The 24,796-nt window shown below is 60.6% G+C and carries 18 protein-coding genes; 5 read left to right on the forward strand and 13 right to left on the reverse strand.

Annotated elements, in window-relative coordinates:
- Positions 1 to 357: 357 nt before the first annotated feature.
- The 4 genes from PspR76_RS25100 to purL all read right to left on the reverse strand — a co-directional run bounded on the left by PspR76_RS25100 (position 358) and on the right by purL (position 5,956).
- Complete coding sequence (locus PspR76_RS25100) at positions 358 to 810, reverse strand: hypothetical protein (protein WP_159959631.1); 453 nt, start codon at positions 808 to 810, stop codon at positions 358 to 360.
- Positions 794 to 1,363, reverse strand: coding sequence for a DUF6036 family nucleotidyltransferase (locus PspR76_RS25105; protein WP_237235697.1), 570 nt, complete (start codon positions 1,361 to 1,363; stop codon positions 794 to 796). Before PspR76_RS25105 ends, PspR76_RS25100 begins: the two co-directional genes overlap by 17 nt.
- A 380-nt stretch (positions 1,364 to 1,743) precedes the next feature.
- Positions 1,744 to 2,055 carry an NGG1p interacting factor NIF3 gene (locus tag PspR76_RS25110; RefSeq protein ID WP_159959633.1) on the reverse strand — a complete coding sequence of 104 codons (312 nt, stop codon included), beginning with the start codon at positions 2,053 to 2,055 and terminating at the stop codon, positions 1,744 to 1,746.
- A 4-nt stretch (positions 2,056 to 2,059) separates the two neighbouring features.
- Entirely contained in the window at positions 2,060 to 5,956 is a 3,897-nt protein-coding gene (gene purL, locus PspR76_RS25115) for a phosphoribosylformylglycinamidine synthase (RefSeq protein ID WP_159959634.1), read from the reverse strand.
- A 287-nt stretch (positions 5,957 to 6,243) separates the two neighbouring features.
- Here purL and mltF point away from each other — a divergent pair, with 287 nt between their 5' ends.
- Positions 6,244 to 7,704 carry a membrane-bound lytic murein transglycosylase MltF gene (gene mltF / locus PspR76_RS25120; RefSeq protein WP_159959635.1) on the forward strand — a complete coding sequence of 487 codons (1,461 nt, stop codon included), beginning with the start codon at positions 6,244 to 6,246 and terminating at the stop codon, positions 7,702 to 7,704.
- 134 nt (positions 7,705 to 7,838) lie between these two features.
- Here the strand turns inward: mltF and PspR76_RS25125 are convergent, their stop codons facing one another.
- The 5 genes from PspR76_RS25125 to treP form a co-directional block, all read right to left on the reverse strand.
- A complete protein-coding gene (locus tag PspR76_RS25125) occupies positions 7,839 to 8,117 on the reverse strand; it encodes a PTS transporter subunit EIIB (protein WP_159959637.1) in 279 nt (92 codons plus the stop codon).
- Between the two features lie 2 nt (positions 8,118 to 8,119).
- Positions 8,120 to 10,651 (reverse strand): phosphoenolpyruvate--protein phosphotransferase, encoded by a 2,532-nt coding sequence (ptsP, locus tag PspR76_RS25130; protein ID WP_159959639.1) that lies wholly within the window; start codon positions 10,649 to 10,651, stop codon positions 8,120 to 8,122.
- Positions 10,652 to 10,816: 165 nt separating this feature from the next.
- A complete protein-coding gene (locus PspR76_RS25135; protein WP_159959641.1) occupies positions 10,817 to 12,037 on the reverse strand; it encodes a maltoporin in 1,221 nt (406 codons plus the stop codon).
- Positions 12,038 to 12,123: 86 nt separating this feature from the next.
- The gene (gene treC / locus PspR76_RS25140; RefSeq protein WP_159959643.1) at positions 12,124 to 13,770 is read right to left on the reverse strand and encodes an alpha,alpha-phosphotrehalase; all 1,647 of its coding nucleotides are present in this window, start codon (positions 13,768 to 13,770) and stop codon (positions 12,124 to 12,126) included.
- Between the two features lie 119 nt (positions 13,771 to 13,889).
- Positions 13,890 to 15,332: a PTS system trehalose-specific EIIBC component gene (treP, locus tag PspR76_RS25145; RefSeq protein WP_159959645.1), complete on the reverse strand. Its 1,443-nt coding sequence runs from the start codon at positions 15,330 to 15,332 to the stop codon at positions 13,890 to 13,892.
- Between the two features lie 252 nt (positions 15,333 to 15,584).
- On the opposite strand from treP, the gene treR reads away from it, so the two are divergent.
- The gene (gene treR / locus PspR76_RS25150; RefSeq protein ID WP_159959647.1) at positions 15,585 to 16,289 is read left to right on the forward strand and encodes a trehalose operon repressor; all 705 of its coding nucleotides are present in this window, start codon (positions 15,585 to 15,587) and stop codon (positions 16,287 to 16,289) included.
- 188 nt (positions 16,290 to 16,477) lie between these two features.
- Here the strand turns inward: treR and guaA are convergent, their stop codons facing one another.
- The 4 genes from guaA to PspR76_RS25175 form a co-directional block, all read right to left on the reverse strand.
- Positions 16,478 to 18,055 (reverse strand): glutamine-hydrolyzing GMP synthase, encoded by a 1,578-nt coding sequence (gene guaA, locus PspR76_RS25155; RefSeq protein WP_015885725.1) that lies wholly within the window; start codon positions 18,053 to 18,055, stop codon positions 16,478 to 16,480.
- An 81-nt stretch (positions 18,056 to 18,136) separates the two neighbouring features.
- The gene (gene guaB, locus PspR76_RS25160; protein ID WP_159959649.1) at positions 18,137 to 19,606 is read right to left on the reverse strand and encodes an IMP dehydrogenase; all 1,470 of its coding nucleotides are present in this window, start codon (positions 19,604 to 19,606) and stop codon (positions 18,137 to 18,139) included.
- 243 nt (positions 19,607 to 19,849) lie between these two features.
- Positions 19,850 to 20,398, reverse strand: a complete 549-nt coding sequence (locus PspR76_RS25170; RefSeq protein ID WP_015885727.1) for a hypothetical protein — start codon at positions 20,396 to 20,398, stop codon at positions 19,850 to 19,852.
- 135 nt (positions 20,399 to 20,533) lie between these two features.
- The gene (locus tag PspR76_RS25175; RefSeq protein ID WP_159959651.1) at positions 20,534 to 21,301 is read right to left on the reverse strand and encodes a sulfite exporter TauE/SafE family protein; all 768 of its coding nucleotides are present in this window, start codon (positions 21,299 to 21,301) and stop codon (positions 20,534 to 20,536) included.
- Between the two features lie 99 nt (positions 21,302 to 21,400).
- Here PspR76_RS25175 and PspR76_RS25180 point away from each other — a divergent pair, with 99 nt between their 5' ends.
- From PspR76_RS25180 to PspR76_RS25190, 3 genes are read left to right on the forward strand one after another with little or no spacing between them, the layout of a single operon-like run.
- Positions 21,401 to 22,291 carry a LysR family transcriptional regulator gene (locus tag PspR76_RS25180; protein ID WP_159959653.1) on the forward strand — a complete coding sequence of 297 codons (891 nt, stop codon included), beginning with the start codon at positions 21,401 to 21,403 and terminating at the stop codon, positions 22,289 to 22,291.
- A gap of 30 nt (positions 22,292 to 22,321) precedes the next feature.
- Complete coding sequence (gene xseA, locus PspR76_RS25185; protein ID WP_069551702.1) at positions 22,322 to 23,701, forward strand: exodeoxyribonuclease VII large subunit; 1,380 nt, start codon at positions 22,322 to 22,324, stop codon at positions 23,699 to 23,701.
- Between the two features lie 3 nt (positions 23,702 to 23,704).
- A complete protein-coding gene (locus PspR76_RS25190; RefSeq protein ID WP_159959655.1) occupies positions 23,705 to 24,526 on the forward strand; it encodes a peptidoglycan DD-metalloendopeptidase family protein in 822 nt (273 codons plus the stop codon).
- The last annotated feature ends 270 nt before the right edge of the window (positions 24,527 to 24,796 follow it).

Here is a 24,796-nt window from a genome sequence, read left to right on the forward strand (position 1 = left end):
GTGGTTGTCCCGTACAAGCTACCGACATCACTTGCAGATGATGGGTGGCAGCTGTGTACGGGCCTGCAAGACCGAGTTGTTAGGAACCCCGGCAGACCCGAGGATCTCCCGCACACAGCCACCATGACTCAATAACCGCTTTATGAAAGCGGCACGATTATAGGTGTGCTGTTGAGTACTAACAAACTATCGGCGGGCTTGCAGTCCCGGTCGCCACATTGGCAGCGACCCGAGAAGATTAGTGAGGCCAGTTCCGAGGGACAACCTGAAAGGCCTGTGGGAAACCTCCGAGACTTGAAAATATCGCAGACAATAAAAAACCCGGTCCAAGCCGGGTTGTTTGTTTGTGATCTATGCCTAAGCAGACGCCGCGCGCTGTTCGGCTTCGTAATGGCGAGTCTGGAAAGGCATCAGCGCTTGAGCCTTTAAACCCAACCCCTCACTCAGCCCCCAAGACACCGCCAGTTCATCACGACGGCTGCGCAGCGCAACGGCGCCTTGTGGCTGCACGTGTTGCTTGGCAGCAGAAGCCGAAAACAATTCAAGCGCCTTCAACGCTTCCATTACCCTGGAATCCGTCGCACATGAAAAGCGCGTAAAGCGCTCAAGCAAGTAGCCTGCGCGACGAAGCTCCACTTCACTGGAATGTGCCTTCAGAAAAGCCCTCACCTCGCCCACAAGGTTCGCGTCCGAGTACCAGACTGCTTTCGCTGCACTGACAAGCGCGGCGTCGTCAGCCTGATTCAAAGGGCTTTTGACCAGCGTATCCAAGGCGGATGAGAGGACGGGAGCGTTAAAAGGCTTCGTCAACTTCAGTCTCCAGATAATCGTGCAGAATATTGGCCAGGATGGATCTAGGTGGTTCCTTGTTGCCAACATACATATCAATCGCCTGCAATGCCAGCCAACGGAACTCAGTGGTCACAATGAAGCCTGCCCTGAGCAGCGCCATGATGTCGCTTACATCCTGATCAGTCGCTCTGCCCAGTTTTGAGATCGCAATATCGATAGGCGCTGCTATGTGAAGATGCAGTGCAGACTCATCAGGAAACTCTTCGAGGGGAAGACTTCGCTCCCAGTAGTCTTCGTGAAGCGGGCCAAAACCAGTGTTGTATTGCAGATCGTAGTTCAGCTCCATGACACGGCCAGACTGCTCATCGAAAAACTCTTCTGGAAACTCCGCCAGCAATGTCCGTAAACGCAGTTTGTCTCGAGTATTCGCACAATAGATTTCTGCATCGACATCAGTGGAGACGCGGTGATGCGTATACAGATGAACAGCACAACCGCCGAACACTATGACCTTGACCGCGCCTGGTCTGGCGCCCTCAATCATCAACTCCACCTCAATGGACTTGAACATTGAAATCAACGCCTGGCCCAACGGGGTACTCGTATTTAGTCGGGGAACAACGACATTTGGAAAATCCATTATTGAATCTCAAGCCGAGGCAAGGTTGCTGAACGGGTCTTGAGTTCAAATCCCGATCGCTGACTTTTCAGCGACCGAGCAAGGCTATTGAGGCCAGTTCCGAGGGACAACCTGAAAGACCTGTGGGAAAGGTCTGAGGTGCCTGTCCCGATGCCTTTGCGAGCAAGCCCGCTCCCACAGTTTGATCGGTGCCCGACGTGGCAATGCGGTCAAATGTGGGAGCTGGCTTGCCTGCGATTGGCCCGTACAGGCAACAAAAAACCCGCTGACCAAACTGGCCCAGCGGGTTTCTTGTTTTAACAGCCGGCGAATCAAAAATCCGCCAACTGCCACACCTCATACGCCGGTGTCTCATACGGATGACTGAGTTTCAAAGCAGCCACAACCGCCACGATCAACTCATCCGCCACCACCAACTCAACCTTCCACTCTTCAACCACTTCAACCTGGCCGACCTGCCCGAGAAACGGCTGGCTGCCGTCCAACGCGCGGAATTGGCCCTGGCCCAGCACTTGCCAGGCGCAGCTGTCGTAGTTGCCGATACGCCCGCCGCCAGCGGCGAAGACGGCGGTTTTCACCGTCTCCACATGGCTTGCGGGCACAAAGAAGCTGAGCTTGTACACCGCCTTAGTTCACCCACACGCGCGCGTTGCGGAACATGCGCATCCAGGCGCCGTCTTCGTTCCACTCTTCCGGGCGCCACGAGTTCTGCACGGCGCGGAACACACGCTCCGGGTGCGGCATCATGATGGTGACGCGACCGTCGCGGCTGGTAAGGCCGGTGATCCCGCGCGGCGAGCCGTTCGGGTTGGCTGGGTAGCTTTCGGTGACCTTGCCGTGGTTGTCGACGAAACGCATGGCCACGCAGCCGGACAGGTCGGCTTCGAGCAGGGCTTCTTCGCTTTCGAACTCGGCATGACCTTCACCGTGGGCGATGGCGATTGGCATGCGCGAACCGGCCATGCCTTGCAGGAAGATCGAGTTGGACTCTTGCACCTGCACCATGGCGACACGGGCTTCGAACTGCTCGGAACGGTTACGCACAAAGTGCGGCCAGAACTCGCTGCCCGGGATCAGTTCGCTGAGGTTGGACATCATCTGGCAACCGTTGCACACGCCCAGGGTGAAGCTGTCGTTGCGCTCGAAGAAGCCTTGGAATGCGTCGCGGGCACGGCTGTTGAACAGGGCCGATTTGGCCCAGCCTTCACCGGCACCCAACACGTCACCGTAGGAGAAACCACCGCAGGCGACAAGGCCTTTGAACTCGTTGAGGTCAACGCGACCGGCGAGGATGTCGCTCATGTGCACGTCGATCGCATTAAAGCCGGCGCGGTCGAACGCGGCCGCCATTTCCACCTGACCGTTGACGCCCTGCTCACGCAGTACGGCAACCTGTGGGCGAATGCCTTTTTTGATGTAAGGCGCGGCGATGTCCTGGTTGACGTCGAAGCTGAGCTTGGTGCTCAGGCCCGGGTTGTCTTCTTCCAGGATCACGTCGAATTCCTGTTCGGCGCAGTCGGCGTTATCACGCAGGCGTTGGATCTGGTAGCTGGTCTCGGCCCACTGGCGTTGCAGCAAGCGGCGCTGGCCGGCAAACACGGTGTCGCCGTTGAACGAGATGTTGATCTCGCCGTTGTTGATCGGCTGGCCGATCACCGCCACGCAATCGTCCAGGCCAGCAGCGCTGAACTGTGCGAGTACGTCCGGGGTAGCGTCCTGGCGAACCTGGATCACCGCACCCAACTCTTCGTTGAACAGGATGCCGTTGATTTCGGACGCATCCTCGGCAACGCTGTCGAGCACGATGTTCAGGCCACAGTGACCGGCGAAAGCCATCTCGACAACGCTGGTCAGCAAACCGCCGTCGGAACGGTCGTGGTAAGCCAACAGGTGGCCGTCGGCGTTCAGGCCCTGGATCACGGCGAAGAAGGCTTTCAGGTCTTCGGCGTCATCCACGTCCGGCGCGTGCTTGCCGAGCTTGCCGTGGGTTTGCGCGAGGATCGAGGCGCCCATGCGGTTCTGGCCACGGCCCAGGTCGATCAGGATCAGATCGGTGGTGCCTTTGTCCATGCGCAGTTGCGGGGTCAGGGTCTGGCGGATGTCGGTAACCGGCGCAAAGCCGGTGACGATCAGCGACAGCGGCGAAGTGACGCTCTTGTCGGTGCCGTCTTCGTTCCAACGGGTGGCCATGGACATGGAGTCCTTGCCCACCGGAATAGTGATACCCAGCTCCGGGCACAGCTCCATGCCGACAGCCTTGACGGTGTCGTACAGACGCGCGTCTTCACCGGGGTGACCGGCAGCGGACATCCAGTTGGCCGACAGTTTGATGTCGGACAGCTTGCCGATGCGCGATGCAGCGATGTTGGTGAGGGTTTCACCAATGGCCATGCGGCCCGACGCCGGGGCGTCCAGCAGGGCCAGCGGCGTGCGCTCGCCCATGGCCATGGCTTCGCCGGTGTAGACGTCGAAGCTGGTGGCGGTGACGGCAACGTCAGCCACCGGCACTTGCCATGGGCCAACCATTTGGTCACGGGCCACAAGACCGGTGATGGTGCGGTCGCCGATGGTGATCAGGAAGCTTTTGCTCGCCACGGCCGGGTGGTGCAGCACGCGCTCGATGCTGTCGGTCAGGTCGAGGCTGCTTGGGTCGAAGTCATCGCCCAACTCGGTTTCACGCACGGCCGAACGGTGCATGCGCGGGGCTTTGCCCAGCAGCACTTCGAGTGGCATGTCGACCGGGCTGTTGCCGAAGTGGCTGTCGGTCACCGTCAGCTGTGGCTCGGCAGTGGCTTCGCCGACTACCGCAAACGGGCAACGCTCACGTTCGCAGATGGCCTGGAAGCGCGCGAAGTCTTCAGGGCCAACGGCCAGTACGTAGCGTTCCTGGGACTCGTTACTCCAGATTTCGTGCGGGGCCATGCCCGGCTCGTCGTTTGGAATGTTGCGCAGTTCGAAACGGCCACCACGCTCGCCATCGTTGACCAGTTCCGGGAAGGCGTTGGACAAACCACCGGCGCCGACGTCGTGGATAAAGCTGATCGGGTTCTTGTCACCCAACTGCCAGCAACGGTCGATAACTTCCTGGCAGCGGCGTTCCATCTCTGGGTTTTCGCGCTGTACGGACGCAAAATCCAGGTCCGCCGAGCTGGTGCCGGTGGCCATGGAGGAAGCTGCGCCGCCGCCCAGGCCGATCAACATTGCCGGGCCGCCGAGGACGATCAGCTTGGAGCCGACCAGGATCTCGCCTTTCTTGACGTGCTCTTCGCGGATGTTGCCCATGCCGCCGGCCAACATGATTGGCTTGTGGTAGCCGCGCACTTCATCGCCACGCGGGGTGGTGATGGACTGCTCGAAGGTACGGAAGTAACCGGTCAGCGCCGGGCGGCCGAATTCGTTGTTGAACGCGGCGCCGCCCAGTGGGCCTTCGATCATGATGTCGAGCGCGGTTACGATGCGCTCAGGCTTGCCGTACGGCACTTCCCACGGCTGTTCGAAGCCTGGGATCTGCAGGTTGGACACGGTGAAACCGGTCAGGCCCGCCTTTGGCTTGGCGCCACGGCCGGTAGCACCTTCGTCACGGATTTCACCACCGGAACCGGTAGCGGCGCCCGGGAACGGGGCAATCGCGGTCGGGTGGTTGTGGGTTTCAACCTTCATCAGGATGTGCACCGGCTCCTGCACCGCGCCGTATTGGCGGGTTTCAGGGTCCGGGAAGAAACGGCCGGCGACGGAGCCGACGATCACCGAGGCGTTGTCCTTATAAGCAGAAAGAACGCCTTCGCTGTGCATCACGTAGGTGTTCTTGATCATGCCGAACAGGCTTTTTTCCTGGCTTTCGCCGTCGATGTCCCAACTGGCGTTGAAGATCTTGTGACGGCAGTGCTCGGAGTTGGCCTGCGCAAACATCATCAGCTCGATGTCGTGGGGGTTGCGCTTCAAGCCGTTGAAGGCGTTGACCAGGTAGTCGATCTCGTCTTCGGCCAGGGCCAGGCCCAGTTCGGTGTTGGCCTTCTCGAGGGCGGCACGGCCACCGCCGAGCACGTCAATCGCGGTCAGCGGTTTTGGCTCGGCATGGCTGAACAGACCGGCAGCCTGTTCCAGCTGGCTGACGATGATCTGGGTCATGCGGTCGTGCAGGCTGCTGGCGATCAGCTCGGCGTCGGCATCGCTGAACTGGCCGGCGACGTAGAAAGCGATACCGCGCTCCAGGCGCTGGATTTTTTCCAGGCCACAGTTGCGCGCGATATCACTGGCCTTGCTCGACCAGGGCGAGATGGTGCCGAACCGTGGCAGAACCAGGAACAAGCGGCCATTAGGCTCTTGAACGGGAACGCTTGGGCCGTACTTCAGAAGGCGTGCCAGCACTTGCTGTTCGTCGGCGGTCAATACGCCGGTAACGTCGGCGAAGTGAGCAAATTCAGCATACAAGCCTGTAACCGCTGGAACCTTTTGGCTCAGTTGCTCAAGGAGTTTGCTGTGGCGAAAGGCAGAAAGGGCAGGAGCGCCGCGCAGGATCAACATCTTCGGGACAGCCTCGGGAAGGGGGTGTGCTTTGAGGCCGTGCATTCTAGCGTAAACCGCCGCCAACGGCACCCGAAACGGCACGGCTGGCCGTTGCCGAACGTCAGTTGGCACGCTTTGCACAGTATCGGGGCGTTTTTCACCGGGTTGCGCGCAGTTATTTTAACCGTCACAAACCCTCGTCAACCCGCGTTTCTGCGGGCTGCAGCCCAGTTTCAGGGGTGCTAGCAGACAAGTCCCCTGCTGTCGATATATGGCGCCGTGGGTCGTTTGCGTATACTGCGCAGATGTTCTCCCCTACTGCTTTGCGCCCGCGATGTGCCAAATGGCTCATCGCAACCGGACTCTTCCTGATGCTCAGCGCCTGTGTTGATAAGCCCAGCACGCTCGAGCGAATCAAGGAGGATGGCGTATTGCGGGTGATTACCCGGAACAGCCCGGCGACTTATTTCCAGGACCGCAACGGTGAAACCGGTTTCGAGTACGAACTGGTCAAGCGTTTTGCCGATGACCTGGGGGTGAAGCTGGAGATCGAGACCGCCGACAACCTCGATGACCTGTTCGGCCAGTTGGGCAAACCCAACGGTCCGGTATTGGCCGCCGCCGGCCTGGTCAGCAGCGAGCAGCGCGCGCAACAGGTGCGTTTTTCCCATCCTTACCTGGAAGTGACGCCGCAGATCATCTACCGCAATGGCCAGTCCCGCCCGACCACGGCGGCGGACCTGGTGGGCAAAAAGATCATGGTGCTCAAGGGCAGCACCCACGCCGAGCAACTCGCGGCGCTTAAAAAGCAGAACCCTGCGATTGAATACGAAGAATCCGACGCCGTTGAGGTGGTCGACTTACTGCGCATGGTCGACGAGGGGCAAATCGACCTGACTCTGGTGGACTCCAACGAAGTCGCGATGAACCAGGTGTACTTCCCCAACGTGCGCGTGGCGTTCGACCTCGGCAATGCCAGCAATCAGAGCTGGGCCGTGGCGGCGGGTGATGACAACAGCCTGCTCAACGAGATCAACAGCTACCTGGATAAAGTTGAAAAGAACGGCACCCTGCAGCGTCTTAAAGACCGCTATTACGGGCATGTCGATGTACTCGGCTACGTCGGCGCCTACACCTTTGCCCAGCACTTGCAGCAACGCTTGCCCAAATACGAGAAGCACTTCCGGACCTACGCCAAGGAAGAAAAAGTCGATTGGCGCCTGCTCGCCGCCATCGGTTATCAGGAGTCGCTGTGGCAACCGGCCGTCACCTCCAAGACCGGCGTACGTGGCCTGATGATGCTGACCCAGAACACCGCCCAGGCCATGGGCGTGTCCAACCGCCTGGACGCCAAGCAAAGCATCATGGGCGGCGCCAAATACCTGGCCAAGATCAAGGATGAGCTGGACGACAGCATCGCCGAGCCGGACCGCACCTGGTTCGCCCTCGCCGCCTACAACGTCGGCACCGGCCACTTGGAAGACGCACGCACGCTGGCGAAGAAGGACGGCCTGAACCCGAACAAGTGGCTGGACGTGAAGAAGATGCTGCCGCGCCTGTCGCAGAAGCAGTGGTACAGCAAGACTCGCTACGGTTATGCACGTGGGGGTGAGCCGGTGCATTTTGTGGCGAACATCCGGCGGTATTACGACATTCTGACTTGGGTCACGCAGCCGCAGTTGGAAGGCAACCAGGTGGTCGAAGGCAACTTGCATGTGCCGGGTGTGGATAAGACCAAGCCGCCGGAAGATAACCCGCAGTTGTAACCCACTCTCCCAAACACCACAAAACCCTGTGGGAGCCGGGCTTGCCCGCGATGGCGGCCGACCAGTCAACCTATTCGTTACCTGACACACCGCTATCGCGGGCAAGCCCGCTCCCACATTTGATTGTCGTCGCTTTATAAGCCGGTGAGCAGGTGCACCACGCCGCCCGTCAACACCATCACGCCCGGCACACCCGCCGCCTTCAGCGCCTGCGCATCCAGCCGCCCCGCATCCTGCAGTTGCACACGCACCCGCGTCAGCGCCACGCGCTGTTGTGACTTGAGATTATCCGCGCCACCCAATGCCTTCAGTACATCGGCCGACAACAGGCTCGGCGTCGGCGCCGTTACCGTCTCGGCAATCAAATCCGGGGTCAGGGCTTTCCAGAACGCGCGCTGTAATTTCTCGAACATGCTCAGTGCTCCACAACAGGTGAGGTTTCAACCGTGGCCGCGTGATACAGACGCAAGGCCTCGCGAACCTGGGCTGCTTCTTCCAGGCCCAGTACTTGGCGGGCGATGCTTTGGCAGTCCGCCAGGTCCAGCTCGCGCACGGTGGCCTTGATGGTCGGGATCAGCGGTACGCTGACTGACAACTCATCCACGCCGAGCCCGATCAACACCGGCACCGCCAGCGCTTCGGACGCCAGCGCGCCGCACACACCGACCCATTTTCCATGGGCGTGCGCGGCCTTGACGGTGGTGGCAATCAGGCGCAACACCGAGGGGTGAAAGCTGTCGGCCTGGCTGGCCAGACGTGGGTGGTCGCGGTCCATGGCCAGGGTGTATTGGGTCAGGTCATTGGTGCCGATGGAGAAAAAATCCACGTGCGGGGCGAAGACATCGGCCATCAAGGCCGCAGACGGCACCTCGATCATGATCCCCAGCTTCGGCAGTTCCTTGAGCCCCAGCGCCAGCGCTTCCTCTTCAAGAATCGTGCGTGCCAGGTGCAGTTCCGACAGCAGGCTGACCATCGGCAACATGATATGCAGCCGTGCGAAACCGGCGCTGGCGAGGATTGCGCGGAACTGTTCGCGCAACAGTTCCGGGCGCTCCAGGCACAGTCGAATACCGCGCAAGCCGAGGAACGGGTTGGTCTCGCTTTCCATCGGCACATAGGCCAGCGGCTTGTCGCCGCCGACGTCCAAAGTGCGCACCACCAAATTGCGCTCGGAGCCCAGGGCGCGAGCGATGGCGCTGTAGGTGCCGGCTTGTTCTTCAGGGCTGGGCGCGCGGTTGCGGTCCAGGTAGAGGAACTCCGAACGCAGCAGGCCGACGCCTTCACCGCCCAAGCTCAAGGACTGCTCCACCTCCTGCAACGAGGCGACGTTGGCCGTGACCTCGACGTGGTGGCCGTCGCGGGTGATGGCCGGCAAAGCAGCCTGCGCCACTTCCCGCTGGCGCCGCAACACCTGCTGTTGGCGGGCAGCTTGCAGTTGCTCGATTTCGGCCAGGTCCGGGTCCAGGTGCAGCTCGCCCTTATCGGCGTCGAGCAGCACCTGCTTGCCGTTAACCAGGGTCAGCACGTGCACCGGCACACCGCAAATCGCCGGCAGGCCGAGTGCGCGGGCGAGGATCGCGACATGGCTGGTCGCACCGCCACCGACGGTGACAAACCCCAGCACCTTGCGCGTGTCCAGGCTGGCGGTTTGCGATGGAGTCAGTTGCTCGGCAATCAGGATGGCTTGCTCGGGCAAGTCCCAGGCGCGGTCCTCGATACCGAGAATCAGCTTGAGCACGCGTTGGCCGACGTCGGCCAAGTCCGCCGCCCGTTCGGCGAGCAGCGCGTTGCCCATGCCCTGGAACAAGGTGGCGGTGGCCAGCGTGGCGCGGTTCCAGGCAAAGGCAGCGCTTTTGCCATTGGCCAGTTGGGCGTGGGCTTGTTCAAGCAAGGTGGGGTCTTCGAGCAGTTCTTGATGGGCACGGAAGATCTCGGCCTGGGCAGTGCCAGTCGCCTTGGCTTGCAGGGCTTGCAGTGCCTCGGTTGCCGCCAGCAGGCCACGCTCCAGTGCGGCACGCTCGATCGCTTCGCCAGCGCCGGCTTCGGTAATCTTCAACGCTGGCTCGGCCACTTGCACCACCTGGCCAAACGCCGAACCAGGGGAAGCACACACGCCACGCAGCAAGCTGGCCGACGACAGCGGCGCGACCGGTTCTGCCACCGCAGCAACTGCCGCGACCGTCTCGCCACAGCCTTCGGCCAGCAACGCCACCAAGGCGTTGATCGCCGCGTCGGCGTCATCACCTGCCGCGCTCACTTGCAGCGTATCGCCCTGCGCGGTTTGCAGCGCCATGATCGCCACCAGCGACTTGGCGTTGGCGCTCTGGGTTTGCTTGTGCAGGTAAATGCTTGCATTGAAACCCTTGGCCGCCTGGGCAAACACCGCCGCAGGGCGCGCGTGCAAACCGTTGGCGTTGGGCAGGGTCAGCGGCTTGGAAAACAGCGCTTCGCCCTCCTCCTCATTCGCCGTTTCAGCTGCTTCGCCTGTTGCGACTCGCAACAGCGGCTGGCCCACATCCACCACGCCACCGTCCGGCGTCAGCAGCGTAAACGGCTCGCCGCTGACCACCAGCATCAAGGTCAGCAAACTGCGTGCATGGAGCGCCACGTAGTCGGCATCGAATTCAATCAGCGGCTGCCCGACCGCCACGCGCTGGCCTTCCTTTACCAGCGGCGTGAAGCCTTGGCCTGCCAGGTTTACGGTGTCCAGGCCGATGTGCATCAGCACCTGGACGCCGTTGTCATCGGTAACGCTGACCGCATGACCACTGTCCTGGATGCTGCTGATCACCCCGGCCAGCGGCGCGCAAAGCGTCTGCGAGGTGGGATCGATGCACAGGCCGTCGCCGATCATGCGACTGGCGAACACCGGGTCGGGCACCTGATCCAGCGCCAGCAGCACACCGGACAGCGGCGCCAGCAGTTCCAGGGGTTGAGTTGTGGTCATGACTTCACCTGCTGTTTTGTTCTGTAAAAATCATAGGGCGAACGACGATCAAATGTGGGAGCTGGCTTGCCTGCGATGCCGGCGACTCGGTTTCTCAGTAAGACCGAGGTGTTGCTATCGCAGGCAAGCCAGCTCCCACATAAAGCTCGTTCACTTAAATCCGAGCTATTTCCACCAGTATTCGACCTGCACACCCACATTCGACCCATGCCGCGCGGTGCCGTAGGCGCCGGTGTCGGACAACGCCGAGCCCGCCGCCAGTTCATTCGCCGCGCGTTTGGCCGCCTCGTTCCAGGTTGCGTAGGTGTAGTACAAACGCACTTCCGGCCGCGCCCAGAAATCCGGGCCGTTGGGCGACCAGGTCGGGGCGAAGGTAAATTTGCTCAGCTTGCGTGTTCCGCCAGCAGCGTCGACTTGATCATGCCCAAGTTCGGTGACCAGCTTGAACTGCTCGCTGATGGCATAGGCCGGGCGCACGCCGATGGACATCCAGGTCTGGTCCTGGCTGCCTGGGCGAATGTCTTTCTGGTACACCGCCTCGACCTGCCCGCCAAAACGCGGGGTCACCTGCCAGTCGAAAAACTCCACGGCGCGGTAGCTTTTGCTGCTGTTATCCAGGGCTGTATTACCGGTGTAGCCCAGGCCAGTGCCGGGGCCTTCGCCGTACTGCAAGGCGAATTTGTTTTTGCCGCCCAGAAACGGTTTTTGCACATGCTGCGCCGTGATCGCCCAACCGCTGTTGGCGTCGCGGCCGCCGGCTTTTTCGATATAGCTCAGGCCGAACTCCAGCTCACCGCCGGGGTTGGTCTTGAAGCCCGCAACGTTGAAGTCGTGACGGGTGGCGTATTCCTTCTGGTACAGGTTGTCCTTGCGCGACAGGGCGTAGCTGTACTTGAGGTCGCCGATTTTCACGTCCTCGACACCACCGCCCGTGGCGCTCTGGTTCCAGTAGTAGAAGTCGGATATATGGATGTCGTTACGTTTGTAGTAACGCCGACCCGCCCACAGCGAGCCGCCGTTGAGGCTGGGCAGGTTGGACCACTGCGCATACATCTGCGGCATGCGCGCCGAGCCGTTGTCTTCGCCCTGGAACTTCAGGGCGCGGTCGTACTTGTTATACAGCGATGCCATCGCATCGACGCTGAGCACCGAGCCGTCGTCGAGGGTCAGCAGGTCCTGGCGCAATTCCAGTTCGGCGTATTGCTCGCATTCGTTACCCAAACGGTACTTCGTTTGTGCCCCCGGCAGTTGGAAGCATTGCTGCTTGCCACTGCCCGTTGAAGTGCCCGCGCCGCTGCGCAAGTAACCGGCAAACTCCAGCGCCTGAGCGCCAAAAGGTGCAGTCAGACATGAGGCAATGAGGCCCAGCTTTATTGTTGTTTTCATGAAGCACTCCAAATATTTTTATTATTGTTATTACGTGACGCGCCCCTTGTAGGAATCGGCTTGCCGACGCCTGCAAGGGAAGTGTTTCAGTCCTTGAGGTGCAGGACGAAGGATTCATAAGGGCGCAATACCACGGCGCCCGTACGCAATGGGCAGTCGGGGTAGTTGCTGATCAGCAGGCGTTGCTCGCTCGTCGCGTTGATGACGCCTTCGGGCAGTTGGATTTCGCAGGGCGTGCCATAGAAGTTGTTCAGCACCAGCAAGCGCTCGCCCTGCCCTTCGCGCAGGTACGCCCAAACCTGGCGATGGTCTTGCAGAAGTTGGCGATAAACGCCCTCCTGGATCAGCGGCTCGTGGCGACGCAACGCAATCAGCGCACGGTAGTGATGCAGCACCGAATCAGGGTCATCCAATTGGCTCTCGACGTTGATCTGCGCCGCGTTGGCCGGAATACCGATCCACGGTTCGCCGCTGCTGAAGCCGGCATTGGCTTCGCGGCTCCACTGCATCGGCGTGCGACCGTTGTCGCGCGACTTCTGCATGATCGCCGCCATGCTCGAGGCCTCGGGCTCACCGGCATCACGCTTGAGCCGGAAGATGTTCAAGGTCTCGACATCGCGGTACTGCTCGATCTTGTTGAAGCCAGGGTTGGTCATGCCAAGCTCTTCGCCCTGGTACACATACGGCGTGCCCTGGAGAAAGTGCAGCGCGGTGGCGAGCATCTTGGCCGAGACCACACGGTGTTCGCCGTCGTCACCGAAACGCGAGACCACCCGCGGCTGGTCGTGGTTACACCAGAACAGCGCGTTCCAGCCGCCACCGGCCTGCATGCCCAGTTGCCAGTCAGAGAAAATCTGCTTGAGCTGCAGGAAGTCGAAGTCGGCTTTCACCCACTTCTGCAGGTTCGGGTAATCGACTTTCAGGTGATGAAAGTTGAAGGTCATCGACAGCTCTTTCGACGCCGGATTCGAGTAGCGAATGCAGTGCTCCAGGCTGGTCGACGACATTTCGCCGACGTTGATCAGGTCATGCCCTTCAAAGACTTCGCGGTGCATTTGCTGCAGGTATTCGTGCACGTTCGGGCCGTCGGTGTAGAAGCGACGACCGTCAGTGTTGTCCTCGGGGAAATCGGCAGGCTTGGAGATCAGGTTGATCACGTCCAGGCGGAAACCGCCCACGCCCTTGTCGCGCCAAAAGCGCATCAGCTTGAACACCTCGGCGCGCACCTTGGGGTTGTCCCAATTCAGGTCGGCCTGGGTGTGGTCGAACAGGTGCAGGAAGTACTGGCCGGTCTGCGCTTCGTATTCCCAGGCCGAGCCGCCGAACTTGGATTCCCAGTTGTTCGGCTGGTCGCGCCAGATGTAGAAGTCGCGGTACGGGTTGTCGAGGCTGCTGCGCGCTTGCTGGAACCACTCATGTTCGATGGAGGTGTGGTTGACCACAATGTCGAGCATCAACTTGATGCCGCGCTTGGCCGCTTCGCTGATCAGCAGGTCGCAGTCGGCCATGGTCCCGTAGCTCGGGTCGATGGCGTAGTAGTCGCTGATGTCGTAGCCGTTGTCGCGCTGCGGCGAGCGCAGGAACGGCGTGATCCACAGGTAATCCACGCCCAGCCATTTGAGGTAATCGAGCTTGTCCACTATGCCAAGCAGGTCACCGGTGGCGTTACCCGCGTGGCTGTGGAAGCTTTTAGGGTAGATCTGGTAGATCACCGATTGTTGCCAGTTTTGCATGGTGGGTTCCTTCAATTAAATTGTGTACTGGCCGTGCGGGCCTCATCGCGGGCAAGCCCGGCTCCCACAGGGGAACGCATTTCAAGTGTGGGAGCTGGCTTGCCTGCGATAGCGATTGATCAGGCGACCCGGTATCCAGGCCGAACAATTTTCATGCTCAACGCACAGGTCAGAACAAACGGCACCACAATCGCGATGACCATCCCGATCACAAAAACCGGGATGTACTGCGGCAGGATTGAGATAAACGCCGGCAAACCACCGACGCCGATGGCCGAGGCGGTCACCTTGTTCAACGACAGGAAAATGCTGCCCAGCGCAGAGCCCAGCAGCGCGGCATAAAACGGAAACTTGAAGCGCAGGTTCACCCCGAACATCGCCGGTTCAGTGATGCCGAAGTAAGCGGAAATCGCCGAGGTGGACGCCATGCTTTTGTCCCGCGCATTACGGGTCATGTAGAACACGCCCAGTGCGGCGCTGCCCTGTGCGAGGTTGGACATGACGATCATCGGCCAGATAAACGTGCCGCCCTGGGTGGAGATCAGCTGCAGGTCGACGGCAAGAAACATATGGTGCATGCCGGTGATCACCAGCGGCGCATACAGCAAGCCGAATATCGCCCCGCCGACCATCGGCGCCAGGTCAAACAGAGTGACCACGCCTTCGGTGATCAGGATACCGAGGTGACGCGTGACCGGGCCGATGACCGCCAGGGCCAGCACGCCGGTGACGACGATGGTGGTGATCGGCACCACCAGCAGTTGGATCGCGTTAGGCACACGTGCCCGCAGCCATTTCTCAATGACGCTCATCACATACGCCGCCATCAGGATCGGCAGGATCTGCCCCTGATAACCGACTTTCTCGATCTTGAACCAGCCGAAGATATCGAAGTACGGCAGGCTCTGGCCGTCGAGGCCGGCGACGGCCTTGCCGTAGTTCCAGGCGTTGAGCAGGTCGGGGTGCACCAGCATCAGGCCGAGCACGATGCCGAGGATTTCGCTGCCGCCAAACCGCTTGGCTGCTGACCAACCCACCAGCGCCGGCAGGAACACAAACGAAGTGTTGGCCATCAGGTTGATCAGGCTCCACAGGCCATCCAGGTTCGGGTAGGCCTCGAGCAGCGTCTTGCCCTCGATGAACATGCCCTTGGCGCCCATCAGGTTGTTTATGCCCATCAGCAGGCCGGCGATGATCAGCGCGGGCAGGATCGGCATGAACACGTCGGAGAACACCCGCACCAGACGCTGCATGGCGTTGGTCTTGTCGGCGCCCTTCTTCTTCACGTCGGCAATGGTGGCGGCGGCAAGGCCGGTCTGTTCGCGCAAGGCGGCGTAGACCTTTTCCACTTCGCCGGGGCCGATCACCACCTGGAACAGGCCACCGGTGAAGAACGAACCCTTGACCAGGTCGACCTGGTTCAACGCACTGCTGTTGACCAGGCTCGGGTCCTTGAGCGCCAGGCGCAGGCGGGTCACGCAGTGGGCAGCTTGCTCAAGGTTGTCGCTGCCCCCGAGGTTCTCGAGAATCTCGCGGGCAATAGTCGAATAGTCGTGGCTCATGCTTGGTTTCCACTTTGATTTTTTTATTTGGGGGCAGTCATTGGCAGCACGCCGAGGCCAAAAGTACTCGTCTGTACGAGTTAAATCAACAACTCGTCTGTACGAGTCACAAATTGTTTATATTTCTGAATTTTGAGTCAGGCATTTCCTTTTCTTCCACTGGGGTCGAATGGACAAACCTCACCTCTGCCACTAAGGTTCCTGCCTTGAACGCGCCGTTCACCTTCATCACGTCGGGCATAGAGCCAAACCATGAGCAAATACAACCAGATCTATACGGATCTGCTTGCCAGCATCACCACTGAACGCCTGCAACGCGGCACGCGCCTTCCCTCCGAAACCGAACTGATGGACGCCTACCAGGCCAGCCGTGGCACCGTGCGTCGGGCCATTGAGCAGTTGCAGGAACGTGGCTTTGCACAAAAAATCCACGGCAAGGGCACCTTTGTGTTGTCGCCAAACCCCATCGAGTTCCAACTGGGCGGCATCGTCAGCTTCCACGAAACCCACGCCGATTTGGGCGATGACGTACGCACCGAAGTCGTCGAATTCAGCCAATTCCCACTGGAAGGTTCACTGCTGCAACACGTCGAAGCCGAACCCGGCACCCTGATCACGCGGATAAAACGGGTACGGCGCATCGGCGGCAAACGGGTGATTCTCGACATCAACCACTTCGTCGCCGACCTGATCCCAGGCCTGGACCGCGACATCGCCGAACAGTCGATCTACGCGTTTATCGAACAGACGTTGCAGCTGCAGATCAGCTACGCGCAACGCACCATCGAGGCACTGCCGCGCAGCAAGGACGATCAGGCGCATCTGGATCTGGATGGGCAAAGCCATGTGATTGTGGTGAGCAACCAGACGTTTTTGCAGGACGGGCGGCAGTTCGAATACACCGAGTCGCGGCATACGCTGGATAAGTTTTACTTTTCGGATATCGCGCGGCGCTAGAAGACAAACAGAGATCAAATGTGGGAGCGGGCTTGTTCGCGAATACGGTAGATCAGCCAGTAAATTTATTGACTGACACACCGCCTTCGCGGGCAAGCCCGCTCCCACATTTTGATCGCATTTCAAAACACAAAACCCCGGCACATGGCCGGGGTTTTGTTATTCAGCGTTCACCTGCTATCGCAGGGTCATTCCCACTCAATCGTCGCCGGCGGCTTGCTCGACACGTCATACGTAACGCGCGAAATACCCTCGATCTCATTGATGATACGGCCGCTGACGGTTTCCAGCAGTTCGTACGGCAGGTGTGCCCAACGAGCAGTCATGAAGTCGATGGTTTCTACGGCACGCAAGGCTACAACCCACGCGTAACGACGGCCATCGCCTACCACGCCTACCGACTTAACCGGCTGGAACACCACGAAGGCCTGGCTGACTTTGTGATACCAGTCGGCCTTGCGCAGTTCTTCGATGAAGATGTGGTCGGCGCGACGCAGCAGGTCGGCGTATTCTTTCTTCACTTCACCGAGGATCCGCACGCCCAGGCCCGGGCCTGGGAATGGGTGGCGGTAGACCATGTCGTACGGCAGGCCGAGTTCCAGGCCCAGGCGGCGGACTTCGTCCTTGAACAGTTCGCGCAGCGGTTCTACCAGCTTGAGGTTCATTTCCTCAGGCAGGCCACCCACGTTGTGGTGGGACTTGATCACGTGGGCCTTGCCGCTTTTGGCGCCGGCCGACTCGATCACGTCCGGGTAGATGGTGCCCTGGGCGAGGTACTTGATGTTGTCCAGTTTGTTGGACTGGGCATCGAATACGTCGATGAAGGTGCGGCCGATGATCTTGCGCTTCTTCTCTGGGTCGGACTCGCCGGCCAGGTTGTTGAGGAACTGGTCCTCGGCGTTGGCGCGGATCACCTTGACGCCCATGTTCTCGGCGAACATGGCCATCACTTGCTCACCTTCGTGCAGGCGCAGCAGGCCGTTGTCGACGAACACGCAGGTCAGTTGGTCGCCGATGGCTTTGTGCAGCAGCGCGGCAACGACCGAGGAGTCAACGCCGCCGGACAGGCCGAGCAGCACATTGTCGGTGCCGACCTGGGCGCGAACCTGGGCGATGGCGTCTTCAGCGATTTTCGACGGGGTCCACAGGGCTTCACACTCGCAGATGTCGAGGATGAAGCGCGACAGGATGCGGCCGCCTTGTTTGGTGTGGGTCACTTCCGGGTGGAACTGCACGCCGTAGTAACGACGCTCGTCGCTGAACATGCCGGCGATCGGGCAGCTCGGGGTGCTGGCCAGGATGTGGAAGTCTTCCGGCATCTTGGTGACCTTGTCACCGTGGCTCATCCACACGTCGAGGCCGAACAGGCCATCGGCGTCGATGTGGTCTTCGATACCGTCCAGCAGGCGGCTCTTGCCGACGACGTCGACACGGGCGTAACCGAATTCACGCAGCTCGGAACCTTCAACCTTGCCGCCCAGTTGCTCGGCCATGGTCTGCATGCCGTAGCAGATACCGAAGACGGGCACGCCCAGGTCGAATACGGCTTGTGGGCAGCGCGGGCTGTTGGCTTCGTGCACGGACTCGGGGCCACCGGCGAGGATGACGCCTTTAGGGGCGAATTCGCGGATCGCTTCGTCATCCATGTCGAACGGGTGCAGTTCGCAGTACACGCCGATTTCACGCACGCGGCGGGCGATCAGTTGGGTGTACTGGGAACCGAAGTCGAGGATCAGGATGCGGTGGGCGTGAATGTCGAGGGCCATGAAGTCAGTCTCGTCTAATGAATCAGAAACAACTCGGGGCTGAAAGAACAGCCCCGGTTACTTAACGTTTTGCTGGAAGCCTCAACCTACGCGGTAGTTTGGCGCTTCCTTGGTGATCTGCACGTCGTGGACATGGGATTCAGCCATGCCGGCGCCGGTGATCCGTACGAACTCTGGCTTGGTGCGCATTTCTTCGATGTCGGCGCTGCCGGTGTAGCCCATCGAGGAACGCAGGCCGCCCATCAGTTGATGGATGATCGCGCTCAGGGTGCCTTTGTACGGCACACGGCCTTCGATGCCTTCCGGTACGAGCTTCTCGGCGCCTGCCGAGGAGTCCTGGAAGTAACGGTCGGAAGAGCCTTGCGCCTGGGACATGGCGCCCAGCGAACCCATGCCGCGGTAAGCCTTGTACGAACGGCCCTGGAACAGTTCGATCTCGCCTGGCGCTTCTTCAGTACCGGCGAACATCGAGCCCATCATCACGCAGGAAGCACCGGCAACGATGGCCTTGGACAGGTCACCGGAGAAACGGATGCCGCCGTCGGCGATCAACGGAACGCCGGTGCCTTCAAGGGCAGCGGCAACGTTGGCGATGGCGCTGATTTGCGGCACGCCCACACCGGCGACGATACGCGTGGTGCAGATCGAGCCAGGGCCGATACCGACCTTGACCGCATCCGCGCCCGCTTCGGCCAGGGCCTTGGCGGCGGCGCCGGTGGCAATGTTGCCGCCGATCACTTGCACTTCAGGGAAATTCTGTTTGACCCAGCGAACGCGGTCGATCACACCTTTGGAGTGACCGTGGGCAGTGTCGACCACCACCACGTCAACACCGGCAGCGACCAGGGCCGAAACGCGGTCACCGGTGTCTTTACCGGTGCCGACCGCAGCGCCAACGCGCAGACGACCTTGGTCATCCTTGCTGGCCAGCGGGTAAGCCTTGGCTTTTTCGATGTCGTTGACGGTCATCATGCCTTTGAGGGCGAATTTGTCGTCGACGATCAACACGCGCTCGATGCGGTGCTTGTGCAGCAACTCGCGCACATCGTTCTTGTCGGCGCCTTCCTTGACAGTAACGAGGCGCTCTTTAGGCGTCATCACTTCGCGGACGGTCACTTCAAGACGGTTCTCGAAACGCACGTCACGGGAAGTGACGATGCCGACCAGGTCGCCATCGTGCAGCACCGGAACGCCGGAGATGTTGTGCAGGCGGGTCAGGTCGAACAGGTCACGCACGGTGGCGTCGGCTTCGATGGTGATGGGATCTTTCACCACACCGGTTTCGTAACGCTTGACCTTGCGCACTTCGGCAGCTTGCTGCTCGATGGTCATGTTCTTGTGGATGATGCCGATGCCGCCTTCCTGAGCCATGGCAATTGCCAAACGGGCTTCGGTGACGGTGTCCATGGCAGCGGAAACCAGGGGAATATTCAGCTCGATGCCACGGGTTAGGCGGGTCTTGAGACTGACTTCGTTAGGAAGCACCTCGGAATAACCGGGCACTAGGAGAATGTCGTCGAATGTCAGAGCTTCTTGGCTGATACGCAGCATCGCGGGGGCTCCCGAGCGGGAAAATGGAAGCGCGCCATTATATACATGCACCCTGTCGGGCTCAATGTAAAACTCTGACAAACTTGGTAATACTGATAGATGGGTAATTGATCGTTCCCACGCTCTGCGTGGAAACGCCTCCCTGGACGCTCCGCGTCCTGCCCCCGCGCAAGGGTGACGCGGAGCGTCACGGGGTGCATTCCCACGCAGAGCGTGGGAACGATCGGCGATCGGACGATCGGATTAAAGCTCGACTTTGACCCAACTCATCTTCTGGTCCAGCCAGTCGGCAAATTCGTCGATAAAGCTCTGCTTGAACCCCGCCTCCGCCCAGTTGTTGAAGATGAACCCCAGGTTGGAAAACCCGCATTCCTGCAGGAACAGAAACCCGTTGATGTCATCTTCATGCCCACACAGCGGGCAGGTGAAGTTGTCGGTGTGGCCGGGCATCCAGTCTTCCAGGCTTTCGAACAGCGCCTCGCCGACTTCCTTGAGGCATTCCGGGCAGCCGGCCTCTTCGAGAAAGCCTTTGGCCGGCGTGTAGATGCAGCGCTTGTAGATGATCTCCAAACCATTGATCGGCTCGTTGAACGGCAGCGCCTCCGGGTGCAGCACCACGGCGCGGGCGCCATCGGCCAGGGCATAGGCCATGCGGTTGCCGGTGCGGCCGCAAGTGGTCAGTTCTTCCTTGATGATGTTCTTGCGCACCAGCCAACGCACGATCGCCCGCGCGCGGGGTTCGTGGACGGGCAAGGTGGAGATTTTCGGGACAAGGATGCTTTGGGAGTTCATGGGTGTCCTGCGGTGTGGCTACTGGCCCCATCGCGGGCAAGCCCGCTCCCACATTGAAATGCAATCACCTGTGGGAGCGGGCTTGCCCGCGATGAGGCCCTGAAGGCTGGCAGCTTAATCCCTGCCCCACACAGGTCAAGTGCTCAAGTACCGCCCGATCAACGCAATCCCACTGGCCAACACCAACCACGTCACCAACCGCACAAACGCCTCGCGCGACATACGCATCGTCAGTCTGCGCCCCACCCACAGCCCCAAGGCCATCGCCGGCAACAAGCACAGCGCCAACATCAGCAGCGGCAAATCCGCGTAAACCCCGGCGATCAGGAAGAGGCTCAAGCGCACCACCGTGCTGCAACTGATCAACGCACTCTGGGTTGCCCGCGCCGCCTCCTTGGGCAAACGGCTGTTCAGGTAGATCGCATATAAAAAGCCGCCACTGCCAAACAGCGCACCAAACAACCCGCCGACGGTGCCCATGGGAATCGACCAGGCCGCCGCCAGCTGGGTTGGCCGCGCTTTCACCGCCAGGCTGTAAATCGCGTAGGCACTGATAAACAACCCCATTAATAGCAACAACAGGTCCGAATGCAGGTTGAGCAAAAACACCACGCCCAGTGTGCAACCGATTGCCATGCACGGCAGCAATCGCAACAGTTCGGGCTTGTTCACGTCCCGCCGCGACTGCAGCAGGTTGCCAAAGGCGGCGACAAAATCCAGCAGCACCAGCAGCGGGATGATCTTCGACAGGGGCATAAACACAATCAGGATCGGCCCCGCGACCAGCGCCGTGCCAAAGCCTGCGATGCCAAACACGATGTACGCCACGACGATGCCGAGGCCGATCACCAGCCAATCAATGCCGCCAAACGACCACTGACTCATCAGCTCGACCGGGCTCATGGGCAATTCCTTGAAAGAGTTGGTAATCACTTTAGCGATGAGCGAGTGTTGCGACTAATATCATCAAAGCCCTCTACCCATCTCGAAAAGGCATGACGCGTGATCTCCACTCGCCAATTGCGCTACTTTGTCGAAATCGCCGACAGCGGCAGCTTCAGCGCTGCGGCCGAACGCCTGTTTGTGGCGCAATCAGCGTTGAGCCGGCAGATAAAAGAGCTGGAAACCCAGCTGCAAACCCCGCTGTTCGAACGCACCGCGCGCCACCCCCGGCTGACGGCGGCCGGTGCAGCCTTCTACCCTCGGGCGCGCAACCTGTTGAGTGAATTACTCAAGGCCAGCGAAATGGCCACCCAAGTCGGCAAAGGGCAATTGGGCACGCTGCGCCTGAGCCATTCGAGCACCGTGCCGATGAGCGGCGCCTTGCTGCAAGGCATCAGCACCTGGCTGGAGCGCTGCCCCGGTGTGTCGATAGACATCGTCAAACTGTCTTCCGAAGCGCAGCTTGAGGAAATTGCCGACGGTCGCCTCGACGTCGGGCTGTTGCGCTTGCCGGTGCTGCGCCAACGCGAGGGCGTGCGGGTGGTGCCGATATACAGTGAAAAATTGCTGCTGGCGGTGCCGCCGAATCACCCGCTGGCACGCCGCAATACGCCGGTGGAGTTGGCGCAACTCAAGGACGAAGCGTTTATCTCGATTCCCCATCCGCAGCGCGGTGGTTTGAGTTATCTGTCAGCCGAATTGTGCATGCGCGCGGGATTCTTCCCCAAGGCCGCGCGAGTGATGTCGCGCAAGACCACGCAGTTGCAACTGATCCAGGCCGGTTTCGGTATTGCCTTGTTACCAAAATCCATGCAGGACATTGCGCCAGCCAACGTGCACTTTTTGCCTCTGGCCGACCCGGACTGCCTCAGCACCGTGGCCCTGGCTTGCGCGCAGACGCCGAGCGCGCTGGTCGAGCAATTCTGCCAAACCTTGCACGAATGCCTATAAACTGCCGCCCATGATTAAAGATCGCTCCTCATGATTAAAGACCCGTTTGCCCGCCTGGGCCTGGACCGCGAAGTCCTGACTGTCAGCCAGCTCAACGGCCGCGCGCGGGTGTTGCTGGAAGACGTGTTCACCAATATCTGGGTCGAAGGCGAGATCTCCAACCTCGCCCGCCCGGCCTCCGGCCATGTGTATTTCACCCTCAAGGACAGCGGTGCCCAGGTGCGTTGCGCGCTGTTCCGCAACAATGCCGCGCGGGTGCGCCAGGCGTTGAAGGATGGCCTGGCGGTGAAGGTGCGCGGCAAGGTCTCGCTGTTCGAGGGCCGTGGCGATTACCAGTTGATCCTCGACACCGTGGAGCCTGCCGGTGATGGCGCGCTGCGCCTGGCCTTCGATGCCTTGAAGGAAAAGCTCAGCGCCGAAGGCCTGTTCAGCGCCGAGCGCAAGGTGCCGCTACCGGCCCATCCTCGACGCATTGGCATTATCAGTTCGCCGACGGGCGCGGTGATCCGCGACATCATCAGCGTGTTCGGCCGCAGAGCGCCGAACGTTGAGCTGACATTGATCCCCACAGCCGTACAAGGCCGCGAAGCCGTGTCGCAGATCGTGCGTGCGCTAAAGTTGGCCGACGCGCGTGGTTTTGACGCGCTGATCCTGGCCCGTGGCGGCGGCTCGCTGGAAGACCTGTGGTGCTTCAACGAAGAAGCGGTGGCGCGTGCAGTAGATGCCTGCGTTACGCCGATTGTCAGCGCCGTCGGGCATGAAACTGATGTATCGATCTGCGACTTTGTCGCCGACGTGCGTGCGCCTACGCCATCGGCCGCCGCCGAGTTGCTCGCCCCCGATGCCAGCCACCTGGTGCGCCAAGTCGAAAACCTGCATCGCCGCCTGGTGATGCTGATGCGCAATCGCCTGAGTCATGACCGTCTGCGCCTGGAAGGCATGGCCCGCCGTCTGCGCCACCCCGGCGAGCGTCTGCGCCAGCAGGCCCAGCGCCTGGATGACCTGGACATGCGCATGCGCCGCGCGTTCGAGCGCAGCCTCAATACCCGCCGCGAACGCCTGATCCGCCTGGAAACCCGTCTCGCCGGTCAGCACCCCGGCCGTCAGTTGGCCCTGCTGCGCCAGCGCCTGGACAGCCTCGCCGAACGCCTGCCGCGCGCCATGCGCGAAGGCCTCAAGGCGCGCCGCCTGCAACTGCAAAGCCAGGTGCAGACGCTGCAAGTGGTCAGCCCGCTGGCGACCCTGGGCCGTGGTTACAGCATCTTGCTGGATGAGCGCGGCCAGGCGATTCGCAATGCCGCGCAAACTCACACCGGCCAGCGCCTGACCGCACGCCTCGGTGAAGGCCAATTGCAGGTGCGGGTGGAAGATAACCACCTGACGCCCGTCACCCTTTCGTTATTGGATTGATTGATGCCTCGTCTATTTAGCCTGCTGATGCTGTTGTGCCTCACCTTCAACGCCCATGCCGACAGCTACATCACCCGGCTGTTGAACAAGCCGGTGCCGGGTGGCGTTGCAGTGGTCGACCTCGGCGTTTCAGCCGCGGCGCCAAAAGCCACCTACCAGAACAGGCCGGTGCTGGTCGTCAAGGAACAGAACAACTGGCTGGCGATTGTCGGCATTCCGCTGACGGTTAAGCCCGGCACCCAGCGCATCACCAGTGGCGGGCAAAGCCTGCCGTTTGTGGTGGGGTTCAAGAAGTACCCCGAACAACACATCACGCTGAAGAACAAAAGCCAGGTCAACCCGGACCCGGCACAGCTCAAGCGCATCGAGGGCGAACTGGCGGTGCAGCTCAAGGCTTACCGCAGTTTCAGCCCGAACACGCCGAGCAACCTGCTATTGGACAAGCCGATCAACGGGCCGCTGTCGAGCAAGTTTGGCGTGCGCCGCTTCTTTAACGGCGAGGAACGCAACCCGCATTCGGGCCTGGACTTCGCCGTCGGTGCCGGCACGCCGATCAAGACTCCGGCGGCAGGCAAAGTGATCCTGACCGGCAACTACTTCTTCAACGGCAACACCGTGTTCGTCGACCATGGCCAGGGCTTTATCAGCATGTTCTGCCATATGTCGAAGATCGACGTGAAGGTCGGTGACCAACTGGCACGCGGTGCGGTGGTCGGCAAGGTCGGTTCGACCGGCCGGGCGACCGGGCCGCATATGCATTGGAACATCAGCCTCAACGACGCGCGGGTCGACCCGGCGATCTTTATCGGCGCGTTCCAGCCTTGATTTAAACATTGAACATACCGGCCTCATCGCGGGCAAGCCCGGCTCCCACAGGTGAATGCGATTCCCGTGGGAGCTGGGCTTGCCCGCGATGGGGCCAGGCCTGCCAACACAATTGCGCGCCCAATTAAGGCTGCGCAATTAAAACAAACTCCAAACTCAAAAACCGCTATAAAATCTCGCCCCGTCATCAGATAGCAGAACCTCTATCAATTTTTCTCGACTGCTTGCCATCTTTCACCCCGGCGGTTAGGGTTGAGCTTATGAAAACCT

It is taken from the genome of Pseudomonas sp. R76, from assembly GCF_009834565.1.
Taxonomy (GTDB): domain Bacteria; phylum Pseudomonadota; class Gammaproteobacteria; order Pseudomonadales; family Pseudomonadaceae; genus Aquipseudomonas.